15 protein-coding genes and 1 other RNA gene are annotated in these 14,582 nt (G+C 68.0%); 4 read left to right on the top strand and 12 right to left on the bottom strand.

Annotation, left to right across the window (positions count from 1 at the left end):
- The first annotated feature begins 33 nt into the window (after nucleotides 1–33).
- Nucleotides 34–513 (top strand): SsrA-binding protein SmpB, encoded by a 480-nt coding sequence (smpB, locus tag ACFPJ4_RS02540; protein WP_386738715.1) that lies wholly within the window; start codon nucleotides 34–36, stop codon nucleotides 511–513.
- Here smpB and ACFPJ4_RS02545 read toward each other — a convergent pair whose 3' ends face one another.
- From ACFPJ4_RS02545 to ACFPJ4_RS02570, 6 genes are all read right to left on the bottom strand, one after another.
- Entirely contained in the window at nucleotides 514–1,278 is a 765-nt protein-coding gene (locus ACFPJ4_RS02545; protein ID WP_386738716.1) for an ABC transporter ATP-binding protein, read from the bottom strand. It abuts the gene before it with no gap.
- Complete coding sequence (locus tag ACFPJ4_RS02550; RefSeq protein ID WP_386738717.1) at nucleotides 1,268–2,002, bottom strand: ABC transporter ATP-binding protein; 735 nt, start codon at nucleotides 2,000–2,002, stop codon at nucleotides 1,268–1,270. Before ACFPJ4_RS02550 ends, ACFPJ4_RS02545 begins: the two co-directional genes overlap by 11 nt.
- Complete coding sequence (locus ACFPJ4_RS02555) at nucleotides 1,999–3,042, bottom strand: branched-chain amino acid ABC transporter permease (protein ID WP_386738718.1); 1,044 nt, start codon at nucleotides 3,040–3,042, stop codon at nucleotides 1,999–2,001. The genes ACFPJ4_RS02550 and ACFPJ4_RS02555 overlap by 4 nt, the downstream gene beginning before the upstream one ends.
- Nucleotides 3,039–3,917 carry a branched-chain amino acid ABC transporter permease gene (locus ACFPJ4_RS02560; RefSeq protein ID WP_386738719.1) on the bottom strand — a complete coding sequence of 293 codons (879 nt, stop codon included), beginning with the start codon at nucleotides 3,915–3,917 and terminating at the stop codon, nucleotides 3,039–3,041. The genes ACFPJ4_RS02555 and ACFPJ4_RS02560 overlap by 4 nt, the downstream gene beginning before the upstream one ends.
- A gap of 11 nt (nucleotides 3,918–3,928) precedes the next feature.
- Nucleotides 3,929–5,179: an amino acid ABC transporter substrate-binding protein gene (locus ACFPJ4_RS02565; protein ID WP_386738720.1), complete on the bottom strand. Its 1,251-nt coding sequence runs from the start codon at nucleotides 5,177–5,179 to the stop codon at nucleotides 3,929–3,931.
- A 150-nt stretch (nucleotides 5,180–5,329) separates the two neighbouring features.
- A complete protein-coding gene (locus tag ACFPJ4_RS02570; RefSeq protein ID WP_386738721.1) occupies nucleotides 5,330–6,343 on the bottom strand; it encodes a LacI family DNA-binding transcriptional regulator in 1,014 nt (337 codons plus the stop codon).
- A gap of 141 nt (nucleotides 6,344–6,484) precedes the next feature.
- On the opposite strand from ACFPJ4_RS02570, the gene ACFPJ4_RS02575 reads away from it, so the two are divergent.
- The 3 genes from ACFPJ4_RS02575 to ssrA all read left to right on the top strand — a co-directional run bounded on the left by ACFPJ4_RS02575 (nucleotide 6,485) and on the right by ssrA (nucleotide 9,196).
- Nucleotides 6,485–7,432: an NAD(P)-dependent oxidoreductase gene (locus ACFPJ4_RS02575; protein ID WP_386738722.1), complete on the top strand. Its 948-nt coding sequence runs from the start codon at nucleotides 6,485–6,487 to the stop codon at nucleotides 7,430–7,432.
- A complete protein-coding gene (locus tag ACFPJ4_RS02580) occupies nucleotides 7,429–8,679 on the top strand; it encodes a M24 family metallopeptidase (protein WP_386738723.1) in 1,251 nt (416 codons plus the stop codon). Before ACFPJ4_RS02575 ends, ACFPJ4_RS02580 begins: the two co-directional genes overlap by 4 nt.
- A gap of 142 nt (nucleotides 8,680–8,821) precedes the next feature.
- Nucleotides 8,822–9,196, top strand: a transfer-messenger RNA (tmRNA) gene (gene ssrA, locus ACFPJ4_RS02585).
- A 44-nt stretch (nucleotides 9,197–9,240) separates the two neighbouring features.
- On the opposite strand, the gene ACFPJ4_RS02590 is transcribed toward ssrA, so the two are convergent.
- The 6 genes from ACFPJ4_RS02590 to ACFPJ4_RS02615 all read right to left on the bottom strand — a co-directional run bounded on the left by ACFPJ4_RS02590 (nucleotide 9,241) and on the right by ACFPJ4_RS02615 (nucleotide 14,573).
- Nucleotides 9,241–10,086: an ABC transporter permease gene (locus tag ACFPJ4_RS02590; protein ID WP_386738724.1), complete on the bottom strand. Its 846-nt coding sequence runs from the start codon at nucleotides 10,084–10,086 to the stop codon at nucleotides 9,241–9,243.
- Entirely contained in the window at nucleotides 10,073–11,056 is a 984-nt protein-coding gene (locus tag ACFPJ4_RS02595; protein WP_386738725.1) for an ABC transporter ATP-binding protein, read from the bottom strand. The genes ACFPJ4_RS02590 and ACFPJ4_RS02595 overlap by 14 nt, the downstream gene beginning before the upstream one ends.
- On the bottom strand, nucleotides 11,053–12,126 hold the full coding sequence (locus tag ACFPJ4_RS02600) for a LolA family protein (RefSeq protein WP_386738726.1): 1,074 nt from the start codon (nucleotides 12,124–12,126) through the stop codon (nucleotides 11,053–11,055). Before ACFPJ4_RS02600 ends, ACFPJ4_RS02595 begins: the two co-directional genes overlap by 4 nt.
- Before the next feature lie 80 nt (nucleotides 12,127–12,206).
- The gene (locus tag ACFPJ4_RS02605; protein ID WP_386738727.1) at nucleotides 12,207–12,884 is read right to left on the bottom strand and encodes an RraA family protein; all 678 of its coding nucleotides are present in this window, start codon (nucleotides 12,882–12,884) and stop codon (nucleotides 12,207–12,209) included.
- A gap of 74 nt (nucleotides 12,885–12,958) precedes the next feature.
- Nucleotides 12,959–13,168 carry a three-helix bundle dimerization domain-containing protein gene (locus tag ACFPJ4_RS02610; RefSeq protein WP_386738728.1) on the bottom strand — a complete coding sequence of 70 codons (210 nt, stop codon included), beginning with the start codon at nucleotides 13,166–13,168 and terminating at the stop codon, nucleotides 12,959–12,961.
- 31 nt (nucleotides 13,169–13,199) lie between these two features.
- Nucleotides 13,200–14,573, bottom strand: a complete 1,374-nt coding sequence (locus ACFPJ4_RS02615) for a HAMP domain-containing sensor histidine kinase (RefSeq protein ID WP_386738729.1) — start codon at nucleotides 14,571–14,573, stop codon at nucleotides 13,200–13,202.
- Nucleotides 14,574–14,582: the final 9 nt, after the last annotated feature.

Raw genomic sequence — 14,582 nt, forward strand, 5'->3', positions numbered from 1 at the left:
GACAGGCTGCAATCGAGCCAGGAGGTGGGTCACATGCCGAAGAAGGAGCGCGGGAACGCGGTCGTCGCGACGAATCGTCGCGCCCGGCACGACTTCACCATCGAGGACACCTACGAGGCCGGCCTGGTGCTGACCGGCACCGAGGTCAAGTCGCTGCGAGAGGGCCGCGCCTCGCTCGTCGACGGCTATGCCTTCATCGACGGCAACGAGGCCTGGCTGGATTCGGTGCACATCCCCGAGTACACCGAGGGGACCTGGAACAACCACTCCCCGCGCCGCAAGCGCAAGTTGCTGCTGCACAAGGCCCAGATCATCAAGATCAGCCACAAGACCAAAGAGGGCGGCTACACGCTCGTCCCGCTGCAGATCTACTTCGTCGACGGCCGAGCCAAGGTCGAGATCGCCGTGGCGAAGGGCAAGCGGGAGTACGACAAGCGGCAGGCCCTGCGCGAGCGCCAGGACAAGCGCGAGGCCGAGCGGGCGATGAACTCCAAGGGCCACCTGGGGGAGTAGTCAGCGGGCCGCCTTCGCCGGTCCGCGAGCGCTGGCACCAAGGTACAGCCGGGCGACTTCCGGGTCGTCGAGCAGCGCCTCTCCGGTGCCGGTCAATGCGACACGACCGGCTTCGAGAACGGCAGCCTTGTGGGCGACGGCGAGCCCCGACCTGGCGTTCTGCTCGACGAGCAGTACCGTGCGCCCCTCGTCCGCCAACGCTGCGATGCTCGCGAAGACCGAGGTGCGTGATTTGGGGTCGAGGCCGATCGACGGTTCATCGAGCAGGATCAGTGCCGGATCGAGCATCAGCGATCGTGCCAGCTCGACCTGCTTCTGCTCGCCGCCGGAGAGCGATCCTGCCTGCGCGTGCCGTCGGCGTGCCACGATCGGGAAGGTCTCGGCGACCTGCTCCATCCGCGTCCGGATGACGGCCTGATCGCTGAGGATGAAGGCGCCCATGAGCACGTTCTCCCAGACCGACATCGCCGGAAAGAGACTGCGCTCCTGCGGAACATGCACGATTCCGCGATCGAGGCGCTGACGTGAACTGAGGCGGCCGATGTCCTCCCCGGCGAACAGGATCGACCCATCGCGGTGGTGGAGCAATCCGCTGATCGTCTTGAGCACGGTCGACTTGCCCGCGCCGTTGGGTCCGATGAGGCAGACGATCTCGCCTGAGGTCGCCGACAGTGTGACCCCCTTGAGGATCAGGCCGGCTCCGTAGCCGGCGGTGACGTCCTGCAGGCTCAGCAGCGGCTCGCGCGGCGGGGAGTCAGGCGCCAAGGTATGCCTCCAGCACTCGAGGGTCGGACTGCACGTGCTCGGGGGTGCCGAACGCGATCGGGGCCCCCTGGTCGAGCACGATCACGGGATCGCACAATCTCATCACCAGTTGCATGTCGTGCTCGACGACGAGGAAGGTCACGCCGTCGGCGTGCCGTTGACGGATGTGCTGCTCCATCGTGTCGATCATGACGGGGTTCACTCCGGCGGTGGGTTCGTCGAGCAGGACCAGTTTCGGGTCGCTCATCAGCACCGAGGCGAACTCGAGCAGCTTGCGCTGCCCGTACGACAGCTCGCTCGCCTGCAGGTGGGCGAGTGACTCGAGCCGGAACTCCTGGAGCATGGTCGATGCCCGTTCACGGTCACTCTCCGACACTCGTCGGCCGAAGAGCTGCCGCCAGGAGTACCCCGCCGCGACGACCAGGTTTTCTTCGACGCTGAGATCGGGAAAGATCCGGGCCTGCTGGAAGGTACGGGAAAGCCCGCGACGGTACAGCTGGGCCGGCCGCGGCCGGGCGATCGGGTCGCCGCGGAAGCGGATCGCGCCCGAGTCGGCCTTGAGATAGCCGGTGATGATGTTGAACACCGTCGTCTTGCCCGAACCGTTCGGTCCGATCAGAGCCGTGATCGTGCCTGGCTGCACTTCGAAGGAGCAGCGGTCGACGGCCGTCACGCCGCCGAAGGTCTTCGTCAGTTCGTGCACGACCAGGAGTGCCTCGCTCATCGGTTGACCGTCGCCTCTCGAGGTGTCGTCTGTTCGGAGGGTGAGCCGGCGCCGTCGGCGGTCCCGTCGGCGGTCCGCCGGGCTCTGCGGCTGCGCATCCGTTGCGTGATCGTAGGCAGGATCCCGCGGGGCAGGAACAGGATGATGATCAGGAAGACGGCCGCGTAGGCGATCAGGTAGAGCTCGCTCGCCCCGAACGCCTGCGCGAAGTACTCCTGCACCGGGATCAGGATGAAAGCCCCGAGCACCGGACCCCAGAGCGTCGCGCGTCCGCCCAGGAAGGTCATCAGCACCATCCCGATCGTGATCAACGGGTCGATCGCGAACTGCGGGTAGATGAAGCCGACGTAGTACGCCCAGATGCCTCCGGCCATCGCCACCAGGCCGGCACTGACGCCGAACGAGATGAGCTTGACGGCGGTGACGCGAACGCCCACGCCGTGCGCCTTGTCCTCGTCGGCGCGGACGGTGGCGAGCGAGAGGCCGATCTTCGAGTTGCGGAAGTAGAACGACACCCCCATCGCGACGGCTAGCAGGATCAGCATCGCGAAGTAGAACGGCCAGTCGAAGGTGTCGACTCCGAACGGGGGCGGCGCCACGCTCGCGCCCTGCGCGCCGCCGGTCACGCCCTTGAGGTTGAACGCGAGAGTCTGCGCGATGAACAGGATGGTGATGGTGACGATCGCGAAGACATCGGCACGCGTGCGCATCGAGACCCATCCGATCGGGACCGCGACGAGACCGACCGCGAGTCCGATCAGCGGAAGCACCAGGAAGGGGAGGTATCCGCCGTAGACGTCCTTCGAGAACAGGATGCCGATCGCGTACGCCCCGATCCCGAAGAAGGCGACGTGGCCGAGCGAGGGGTATCCGGCGTAGCCTCCGACCAGATTCCACGAACTCGCGAGCCCGGCATACATGATCGTGAAGATCAGGGTGCTCAGAACCCACCCGGGCGCTCCCAGGAGGGGGATCGCGGCCAACAGGAGGAAGAACACACCGGCGCGGAGCAGGCCCGCCCGCGTGATCCCGCCCCTCACAGCGCACCTCGGGTGCGCACGCCGAACAGCCCACGTGGCCGCAGGAGAAGCACCAGCAGCAGCACGATGAAGAAGCTGAAGTCCGACCAGATCGGCGAGGCGAGGGCCGAGACCACCGAGGACGCCACACCCATGACGAGGGCAGCGATGACGGAGCCTCCGATGCTGCCGAGACCGCCGAGCACGACGATCGTGAGAAGGCGGCTGATCAGGTCGTAGTGGCTTCCAGGATTGAATGAGTTCAACATGCCGAACACCGATCCCGCGGCCGCCGCCGTCGCAGTGCCGAGCCCGAATCCGATGGCCGACACCCGCTGGGCATTGACCCCGAGCAGCTGTGCCGACATCGGATTCTGGACCGTGGCCCGCACGGAGCGGCCGAACTTGGTTCGCTGCAGGATCAGGTAGAGCACGCCGAGCATCACGAGCGACAGTGCGAATGCCACGAAGCGCACCAGGCTCACCTGGTAGCCGAGGATCGTCCAACTGGTGTTGGCGTAGCTCGGTTGCACGTTGGTCAGCGTCGCCCCGTATGCGAACGACAGGACACCCTCGATCCCCAGGGCGACTGCGAAGGTGACGAGCAGGGACAGCTGGGCGACGTCGTCGCTGTGCAGGGGCCGAAGGAGGGCCCACTGCACAGCGACGCCGACGAGGAACAGGAGCGGTGTGGTGATCAGCACCGAGAGGAACGGATCGATGCCCAGTTGCGAGAACAGGGTGTAGGTCAGGTACGCCCCGAGGACCACCAGCGCGCCCTGCGCCAGATTCACCACCTTCATGATTCCGAAGATGAGCGTCTGGCCGCTCGCCATGAGGGCGTAGACCCCGCCGGTCAGGACACCGAGGATAATCGCCTGGATCAGCGCGTGCATGCCCGCGCCGCTCAGCCGGCCCAATGCGGCTTGGGAGCGACCGGGGAGGTCGCAGCCGTCGCCGCCGGGAAGACCGTCGTCAGTTTGCCCTTGATCCACTGCACCAACAGGTACGCGCCCTTGGGTGCGCCGTACTGGTCCCAGCTCAGCTTGCCGACCAGCGTCGGCCAGGTGCCGGTGTGCAGCGTCTTGATGATGGTGGCGTTGTCGACCTTGCCCGTCTTCTTCGCGACCTCATCGAGCAGCATGCCGGCGGAGTACGCCTCTGCCGAGGTCGGGTCGATGCTCTGGGCGGTTCCGCCGTACTTCGCCGTGTAGTCGGCGATGAACTTCGCGCTGCCCTCGACGGTGGAGTCGGCGTACCAGTCGGCGCTGGAGAAGACACCCTCGGTGTTGGCGATCCCGACGGCATTCGGGAAGTCGGCCGGCGAGTTCGCCCCGTTCGACTCGAACAGCCACTTCGGGTTGAACTTCAGTTGGATCATGGCCTTGATCTGGGCGAACGCATCGGCCTCCTGGCTGCCCCCGACCACGACATCCGGATCGGTCGCGGCCATGCCCGACATGATCGGAGTCATGTCGGCGGTCTCGGCCGGGTAGGTCTGGTCGTAGACCGTCTTGATCCCTGCGGCTTCGAAGCGCTTCTGGATGTTCTCGGCGATCGGAGCCGCGAAGGGGTCGTCGAGCTTGGCGTACGCGGCCGTCTTGGGGCGCTGGTCCGCCGGCAGCGAGAGGATGTAGTCGGCGAAGACGTTGCCTCCTTCTGTCGTGGGGGCGGGCTGCACGAAGAAGAGGTTGCCGAGCTTCTGCGCGAAGACCGAGGGGCCACCGCCCGCCGGCTCGATGAACGAGTAGCCGTAGCGGTTCACCACGCGAGACGCCGGCACGGTCAGCAGGCTCGAGAACGGGCCGAAGACGATGTCGACCTTCTTCTGGGTGATCAGGTTTGTGTAGTTGGTCACGACCTGGTCGGGGCTCGAGGCGTCGTCGACGATGGTGAGCTGCACCTTGCGTCCGAGCACTCCGCCCGCTTTGTTGGTCACATCGGCCCAGAGCTCGTAGCCGCGTTGGGCGGCCTTCCCCGAGTCGGAGAAGTCACCCGAGAGCGACAGCGAGATCCCGATGGTGAGCGGGCTGCCGTTCGACGGCGTCGTCGACCCTCCGGTCGAACATCCGCTGAGCAGGAGGGCGGCGGCGGCCAGGGCGGCGGCTGCGGCGAGTGCTCTCCTACGTGGCAGCCCGGCGAGATTGTGAAGTTGCATCATTGCTCCTTACAAGGGGAAGTGCGCGGCTGCCCGGAACGCGGAGAAACGGGCGACGGTGCCAACATTTCGATTCGAACCGCAATCGTTTGCACCACGATGGCACCACTCCAGACGGCTGTCAAGCATGCCGAGGTTGCCCGGCGCGGCTCAGCGGACCGGGCCGGTGGAGGCGCGAACGATGAGCTCGACGGGAAGCACGAGCCGCACCGGCGTCGATCCCGAGTCGTCGATCTGGTCGAGCAGAATGCGTGCCGATTCGGATCCGAGCTGGAAGTGAGGCGTGCGGACGGTCGTCATGGCGGGCTGGAAGTCACCCGCGAACGGCATGTCGTTGAAGCCGACGACCGAGACGTCGTCGGGGCAGCGCAGGCCGTGTCGTCGCAGGGAGTGGTAGACCCCGAGCGCGAGCAGGTCGTTGCCGGCAACGATCGCCGTCGGACGGCCGGCGCTCGATGCGAGCACCTCGTCCATCGCCCGCTGGCCCTCATCGACGCTGTAGGCCGAGGTCGGCACGATCGCGCCGTCCAGGCCGAGTTCGCGGCAGCCCGCGGCGAATGCCTCCGCCCGCACCTGACTGGTCGAGAAGGTCGACGGGCCGGCGAGATGCACGAGTCGGCGGTGACCCAGGGCGGCGAGATGCTCCAAAGATTCCCGTATTCCTTGGGCATCGTCGCCGACGACGGCGGGATACGGCACGCCGCGCGAGTCGCGATTCACCATCACCGCGTGGATTCCCCGCTTGTATGCCTCGCCGGCGATCGAGGGGCCGGCATGACCCGTCGCGAAGATGAAGCCGTCGACCTGGCGCTGTACGAGGGAGTCGAAGAGCAGGCGTTCGGTCGCGTCGCTGCCGTCGGTGTTGACGACGACCGGCGAGTAGCCGCGCGGCGCGAGGTAGCTGTCGATCCCGCGGACGATCGGCGGGAAGATCGGATTCGTCAGGTCGGGGATGATGACGCCGATGGTCATCGACGAACTGGTTCTCAGTCCGCGTGCGATCGAGTTGGGCGTGTAACCGAGCTGCTTCGCTGCGGCCCTGACGCGCCCCGCGGTCTCGATGTTGACCTGATCCTGCGTCTTCAGATTGAGCGCGCGAGACACGGTACCCGGGTGCACCCCTGCGAGGGTCGCGACGTCGGCGATCGTCACACGCCTCGACATGGCACAACGATAGCAGTCGCTCTTCGCGGCGATGGTGGATGCGTCAGGTGAGTTGACGGCGGCGCCGCGCAGGTCCCATAATGGCGAAAACCGCAATCGATTGCATTCTGTCGATGCGGAAATCGTCCTAAGGAGAACGCGATGGCGCCCACCGAGAAGCCGACGATCGGATGGATCGGCACCGGCCGAATGGGTGCCGCGCTCGCGACGCGCCTGTTGGACGCGGGGTACGATCTCGCGGTCTACAACCGCACGCGATCGAAGGCCGAGCCGCTCGCGGCGAAGGGCGCCACCCTGGTGGATCGCCCCGTCGACCTCGCGGATCGGGACGTCGTCTTCATCATGGTGTCCGCCTCGCGCGATCTCGAGGCCGTGACCACCGGCGAGGGCGGCGTGCTCACCGATCCCTCCGTCGCACCGCGCATCATCGTCGACTCCTCAACGGTGTCTCCCGAGACATCGGCCGAGATCCGCGCGGCGGCGGCCGCGCGCGGCAGCGAGTTCCTGGCCACGCCGGTCAGCGGCAATCCGAAGGTGATCTCGTCAGGCAAGCTCACCGTCGCGGTATCGGGGCCTCGTGAGGCGTTCGACCGGGTCGAGCCGCTTCTGCGGGCACTCGGGCGCGGCGTCACCTACGTGGGCGATGGCGAACTGGCGCGCCTCGTCAAGATCGCGCACAACGTCTTTCTCGGTGTCGTCATCCAGTCGTTGGTCGAGGTCACGGTGCTCGCCGAGCGCGGCGGCGTGAGCCGGGCGGTGTTCCTCGAGTTCCTCAACGACTCGGTGATGGGTTCGGCATACACCCGGTACAAGTCGCCGGCACTGGTCAACCTCGACTTCCATGCGACCTTCACCAACGTGTTGCTCAACAAGGACATCGAGCTCGGACTCGCGGCCGGCCGGCAACTCGGGGTTCCGATGCCGATCGCGTCGGCGACGGGCATGCTGGTGGCCGAGGCAATCGGGGCCGGATACACCGACGAGGACTTCGCGACGCTCCTGCTCGAGCAGGCCCGCCGATCCGGCTATCAGGTCGTCTCCGAGAACACCCCGGTGGATGACGGGCTCGCTCCGGAGACGCGCTCATGAACTCCGCGGTTCCCCGACCGATCGGCGCCCCAGGGCACATGGGGGTCGACTATGAGGCCCGGGTCGACTTCGATCGGCTTCGCCGCTACCGCGTCGAGCGCGCCAAGGCAGCCCTCGAGGCCAGCGAGTGCGGGGCCTTCCTGCTCTTCGACTTTTACAACATCCGCTACACGACGCAGACCTGGATCGGCGGCGCCCTCGGCGACAAGATGATCCGCTACTGCCTGCTGACCCGCGATCGGGAGCCGATTCTCTGGGACTTCGGCTCGGCCGTACGGCATCACAAGCTCTATTCGAACTGGTTGCCGGAGGAGAACTGGCGTCCGGGCTTCCTGGGCTTCCGCGGGGCGGTCGCTCCCGACGCCGGTCTCATGCGCGACGCCGTGACCGAGATCAAGGCGCTGCTCGTCGAGGCGGGAGTCGCCGATGCCCCGGTCGGCATCGACATCGTCGAACCGCCGTTCCTGTTCGAGTTGCAGCGCCAGGGCCTGACGGTTGCGGATGCGCAGCAGCACATGCTCGACGCCCGCGTGATCAAATCGGCCGACGAGATCATGCTGCTCAACCAGGCGGCCGCCATGGTCGACGGGGTCTACCAGGACATCGTGGACGTGCTGAAGCCCGGGATCCGCGAGAACGAGATCGTGGCGCTCGCCAACAAGCGTCTCTACGAACTGGGATCCGACCAGGTCGAAGCCGTCAATGCGATCTCGGGAGAACGCTGCAACCCGCACCCGCACAACTTCACTGACCGCATCATCCGGCCGGGGGACCAGGCCTTCTTCGACATCATCCACTCCTTCAACGGCTACCGCACCTGCTACTACCGCACCTTCGGGGTCGGCAGCGCGACCCAGATCCAGCGCGATGCTTACATGCAGGCCAGGGAATGGATGGATGGTGCGATCGCAGCCATCAAACCCGGGGTGAGTACCGATGTCGTCGCCAAGACCCTCCCGAAGGCGACGGACTTCGGCTTCGAGAACGAGCTCGCGGCATTCGGTCTGCAGTTCGCGCACGGCCTCGGCCTCGGACTGCACGAGCGGCCGATCATCTCGCGGCTGAACTCGCTGGAGCATCCGGTCGAGCTGAAGGTCGGGATGGTCTTCGCCATGGAGACGTACTTCCCGGCGACCGACGGGGTCTCGGCCGCGCGCATCGAGGAGGAGGTCGTGGTGACCGAGCACGGCACCGAGATCCTGACCAAGTTCCCGGCTCAGGAACTGTTCGTCGCCAACGAATACTGATCCCGGCGTGCGTGGCGGCCACGAGGTATGATGAGAGGCTGCGTCCGGAAGGATGCGGTTTGACAACTCCACAGCGCGTGACAATGGCCCACTGCATCCAGGGACTCGCCCATCGGGCGAGGAACGGGACGCGGTGACACACGGGGATGATCGGTTTCGACATCGCCTGCGAAACTGCGAGAAGCGGGCCGAGGATGCAGGGTTATCTCGTTAACGATCCCCGCAAACAACAGGTGCCAATCTCAAGCGCACCGACGTTGCTCTCGCTGCCTAAGCAGCAGGGCTAAGAACGTCCGTCAGACCGGGTTTGCCTTCGCCCCGGATCCTGGCGTCATCTAGAGGGCTTGCTGTTCGGTTGTGTGTCAGGGCCGAGCGGGACTTGCACTGATACTGGGCTCGTCGACCTGGATGCTCGTGGCAAAGGTCGGAGCCGAGTAGAACGCACTCACGAGCTGCGCCCGGAGAAGGCGCAGGCTCACAGCGATGGACGGGGGTTCAATTCCCCCCATCTCCACCATCGGCCGTTGTCACGCGCTGTGCGAGTTCCCCTGGGGTTCGACCTCAGCTCAGGATGTCCTTCGTCGAGAACCGCCCGTAGGCGAGCGCTCCGAAGACGACGACGTAGCCGAGCTGCAGCAGCGCCGTCTGCCCGTAGGCGTTCCACGAGATCGGATCGCGCAACAGGTCGCCGAAACCCAGCCAGTAGTGGCTGAACAGCCACGGATGCACGGCCGAGAGCTGAGGAAGGGCATCCGCGATCTGCGACGCGGCCGCCAGCACGATCGTGGCCGCCATCGCCCCGACCGGAACCGTGGTCAGCGTCGAGATGAACAGCCCGATCGCGGTCAGGCCGAGCAGCGAGAGGCTCACGTAGCCGACGAGCAGCAGGGCGCGCACGACGAAGCCCCCGGCGTCGATGACATCGCCCGAGAGCAGGGTCACCGGACGGATCGGGAAGAGCAGCGCGCCGATGATCACGCCGGCGAGCACGATCACGAGGGTCGCCGCGATCGCGAAGACGCCGGCGGCCACGTACTTCACGAGCAGCAGCCGGATGCGTCCTGCCGGCGCGATCAGCAGGTAGCGCAGGGTGCCCAGGCTCGCCTCACCGGCGATGGTGTCGCCGGCGACGACGCCGACGGTCAGCGGCAGGAACAGTGGAATCGACACCGTCAGGGCCGTGAACGCCACGAAGAGGCCGTTCTGGGTGATGTCGCCGATGAATGCGGGACCGCGCCCGCTGCTGCCCGCCGAGGTCACGCGCACCGCGACGGCGATCAGCACGGGAACGAGCGCGAGGGCACCGAGCATCGCGATCGTGCGACGACGACGGAAGAGCGTGGCCAGCTCCGAGGCCAGCAGCGCGAAGGGCCGGGCGCGCCCCGGAGCCGCCTCAGCCCGCGACATCGAAGCCCTCTCCGGTCAACGCGACGAAGCGCTCCTCGAGTGTCTCGCCCGCGACCGCGATCCCGCGCACTCGCACCTCTGCGGCGACGAGGGCCGCGGTCACCGATTCCGCAAGCACCCCTTCGACGAGCGCGGCCGTGACGGTCCCCTCGTCACTCGCGGCGGTTCCGGGCTCATCGACGGCGAGCCCGAGTGCCGTCAGTACCCCGGCGGCGGCTACCGGATCCGGGGTGCGCACCGTGATGCGGCGATCGCGGCCGTGACGCAGCTCGTCGAGCGTGCCCTGCGCCACCAGCCGCCCCGCGCTCATCACCGCGACGTGGGAGCAGAGCTGCTCGATCTCGCTCAGGAGGTGGCTCGACACGAACACGGTCGTGCCGTCGTCGGCGAGGGAGCGGATCAGGTGGCGCACCTCCCGCGTGCCCTGCGGGTCGAGCCCGTTGCTCGGTTCGTCGAGGATCAGCAGCTCGCGCGGTCGCAGCAGCGCGTTCGCGATGCCGAGCCGCTGCTTCATGCCGAGCGAGTAGGCGTGCGCCTTCTTCTCGGCGGCATGGCTCAGCCCGACCCGGTCGAGGGCGGCGTCCACCCGGGTCCGGCGGGTGGCGGCGGGCGCGTGACGGTCGGCGGCATCCAGGCGAAGCAGGTTGGCGCGACCGGAGAGGAACGGGTAGATGGCCGGTCCCTCGACCAGGGCGCCGACGCGCGGCAGCACCGAGCGCAGGGCGGCCGGCATCGGCTCGCCGAGCATCCGGACCTCGCCGCTCGTGGCCGCGGCCAGCCCGAGCAGCAGGCGGATCGTCGTCGTCTTGCCCGAGCCGTTGGGTCCGAGGAACCCGAACACCGCGCCGCGGGGCACGGCCAGATCGAGGGAGTCGACCGCGCGTTGACGGCCGAATACCTTCGTCAGGCCCGTGGTCTGGATCGCCGGCTCGGCCCGGTCGCGCCCGATCGCCGGCGGGGCCGCGGTCACCGCGCGGCGGCCTCGAGCGTCGCGATCGGCACGGCGCCGAGCAGCACGCGCCCGTCGGTCATCAGCAGCACCGAGATCAGAGAGGTCTGCAGCGCTCGGCCGCCGGGCACCGCCGTCGTCAGTTCACCGAGCAGCTTGCTCTGGCTGGAGCCCGTGACCTTCGTCGCCGTGTCGGCAGGCAGCTCGACGATCGAATCCCAGCCGGATCCCGTGACGGACGGCTTCACGGCGCCCTTGTCGGGATCGTTCGGCACGGGACCGGGTTTGGCGGGCTTCGTGGGCGTCGTCACCGTGGTGCCGGCGGGCGGGGCGAAGCGGAAGAGCTCGGCGGCGGGCGTCGAGAAGTCGATCGAACGGAATCCGACACTGAACGCGTCGCTCTTCTGGCCGCGGGCGTCGACGACGACCTTGAGCGGCACGCCGGTCTTGCCGTCGACCGACAGGGTCACGCCGGCGACGAGCGTCGTGCCCGACCTGGGCGCGAGCGCGAGCTGGTAGACCGCGCGGCCGGCGACCCGCGCCGTCGAGGTGACGTGCAGGGTCGTGCTCGGCTCGATCGCCTGGATGAACCGATCGGCCAGCTGGGCCGGGCTCAGCGCCTCGGTGCTGGGCGCGGCGCTCGGGGCCGGGGTGGCATCCGAGGGGGACCGCGTGCTGTGAGTCGCGGTCTTGGTTTTCGAGTCGTAGGTCCACAACTGAGAGCCGTTGCGGATGACATCGCGCTCGGCGAGCTGGTCGAGCACCTGCACGCGCTGCTTCTGCGCGCCGTCGACGAAGATCCGAGCCGAGTGGTCGGCGGTCAGGAGGTCGAGCAGCTGAGAGGTGGAATCGGAGCCGGCCCTCGAACCGGACCCCGTGCTCGGCAGCTGGGGCAGCCCGAGGTCGGAACTCTGCTCGACCGTGCCCGAGTACGCCGCATCCTTCGCCCCGGCGATCATGGCGAGCACCTGCTGAGGGGTCTTGTCGGGCAGGGTCGTCGCGGCGTTCGCGACGGCGGGGATCGTGATCGCTCCGGCCACGATGAGCGCGGGCGCGAGCACGGCGGGAAGCCAGCGGACGGATCTCTTCACGGCAGTCACCTCGACGTCGCGCGGATCGGCACCGCGCTGGGCACGAGAGTACGCCCGGATGCCGCGGGCTTGCTGTGGATTCAGACCTCGATCGCGCCGCCGCGCTCGTCGAGGTGCCGACGCAGCGTGAGGGTGGGATCGCTCGCTCGGGCGGCGAGGTAGCCGTCGAAATCCAGTTGAGATCGAAGGCTCTCGCCCGCGCGCATCCGCTCGGCCTGCGCGGTCTCGGTCTCGACGATGCGCGCGGCCGACTCGAGCACCTCCCGGCGCCGGTCGGGCCCCAGGAAGACGACGCCGTCGTCATCCGCGATCACGAGGTCGTCGTCGCTGACCGCGATTCCGTCGAGGAAGGCGCTGCGCATCGGCGACCCCGCGGGCGGGACCCGGCGCGGCCCCGCGGCGTAGGCCCCCGTGCTGTGCAGGGGCAGCCCGATCTCGCGCAGTTGCGCGGTGTCGCGATGGCGGCCCCAGACGACGATCCCCGCGAATCCGGCGCGTGCCGCCTCGAGCACGATGAGATCGCCGAGGCAGGCCTCGTCGTCGCGACCGCCGTTGTCGACGACCAGCACGCTGCCCGCGGGGGCTCCGTCGATCGTCTGCAGCAGGACATCCACGCTGCCGAGATGGGTCACGGCTCTGGCCGATCCGCTGAACGGCGCCCCCGGGATGACCGGGACGATGCCGGCGGGCGCCAGCCGGAGGGGGACGCCGAGGCGGACGCACGCGTCGGCGACGGCGGCACTGGGGAGGAGGGTCATGCCTGAAGTCTCGACCAGGCGGCCGCCGGGGTGAAGTACTGTTCCCGACAAGATCCGGCGGGAATCTCCGTCGGTCAGGCGGCTTGGCTGACGCCTTTCAGGCGTTTGGCCGCCGCGCGTTCCGTGAGCACCTCGAGGTAGTCCCGGACGGGGCGGTCGGCCAGTTGATCGAGCTCGCCGCGGACCGCCGACTCGACCTCCTGCGGATGCACCTCGGGGAACTTGTCCCGCAAGCGGGCGGTGACCTGCCTGAAGATCTCATCCGTGTCGATGTCGGTCGTCATGCATCGAGTTTTGGCGATGCGGCGGTCGCGGTCAATCCCCCCGTTCCGCGGCGAACGGCAACTCGACCTCGACCCGCAGTCCCACCCCGGGCGTGTTGACCAGGTTCACGGTCCCGCCGGCGATCGCGACGATGCCCGAGACGATCGCGAGGCCGAGACCGGCTCCCGAGGGGGACCGCGTGGCGTCTCGGGCGAAGCGATCGAAGGCGTGCGGCAGGAACGCCTCGTCCATCCCACCGGCTTCGTCCTCCACGGCGAGCAGAACGCCGTGGGGCGTCGGTGTCAGAGACATCTGGATGTGGCCGGCCTCAGGGCGTGCGGCCAGCGCGTTGTTGACGAGGTTGTCGCAGATGCGACCGAAGTCGTGGGCCGACACCGCGACGAGACGGTCGTCGCTCGGCCGTCCGGGCGAGGTGTCCACCGAGAAGTCGATGACCACGTCGCCTCGGCCGACCCGGAGGCGGCCCCGGTCGGCGGCATCCGCCAGCTCCGAGGAGAGCTCGTCGACCGTCGCCGAGCCACGTCCCGATTGCGCGTCGATCCGCGAGAGCTCGAGCAGGGAGGTGGCCAGGGCCGACAGCCGCAGCAGGGTCTGCTGGGCAGAGGCGACATCCGCGCGCATCTCGGCGAGAGTCGTCGCCTGAGACTGGGCGAGTTCGAGCTTGGTCTGCAGGATCGCGAGCGGCGTGCGGAACTCGTGACTGGCGTCGGACACGATCTGACGCTCTCGCTCGGTCGACGCGCGCAGCTCTCCGATCAGTTCGTTGAGGGTCCGGGCGAGCTGGGCGATCTCGTCGTCGGCGGGGCCGACCGGCAGCAGCTCGGTTCCCGGCTTGGCGACCAGGGCGCGCGCACTGCGCCGCAGGCGGTCGACCGGGCTGAGGGCCGCCGTTCCGATCAGCCAGGACGCCAGCGCGAACGCCAGGTTGATCCCCGCGATGCAGATCAGCAGCAGCCAGGTCACCTGACTCAGCACCGAGGCCGCGGCCTCGCCGTTGCGGGCGGCGATGACGTGCCACTCGCCGCTGGACGTCTCGACGGAGGTGATCCGCACCAGGTAGGTCACGCCGCCCGCGGTGAAGGTGCGGGTCTCGCCGTTGTGCTCGATCAGTTCGGGGATCATGCGGCGCAGGGCCTTGGGCAGGGTGTCGACCTTGCGCGAGCCGCTCGGATCGACGACCGCGGCGAACAGGTCGGATCCAGGTCGATCGAAGTCCGCGCCCCCTTTGGCCAGGGCCGTCCGGTAGGGCGCTTCGATGCTCTCCAGCACCGCGATCTCCCCATCGTTGACGATGTGGCGCACCTGGTTGTAGATCAGGATGCCCGCGACGACCGAGAACAGCATGGCGATCAGCAGGCTGCCGCCCGTGATCCGCGCGCGGATTCCGATCCGCGACCACCTCATCGTGACGGG

Origin of the sequence: Lysinimonas soli (assembly GCF_042655435.1) — a bacterium.
Lineage (GTDB): Bacteria > Actinomycetota > Actinomycetes > Actinomycetales > Microbacteriaceae > Lysinimonas > Lysinimonas soli.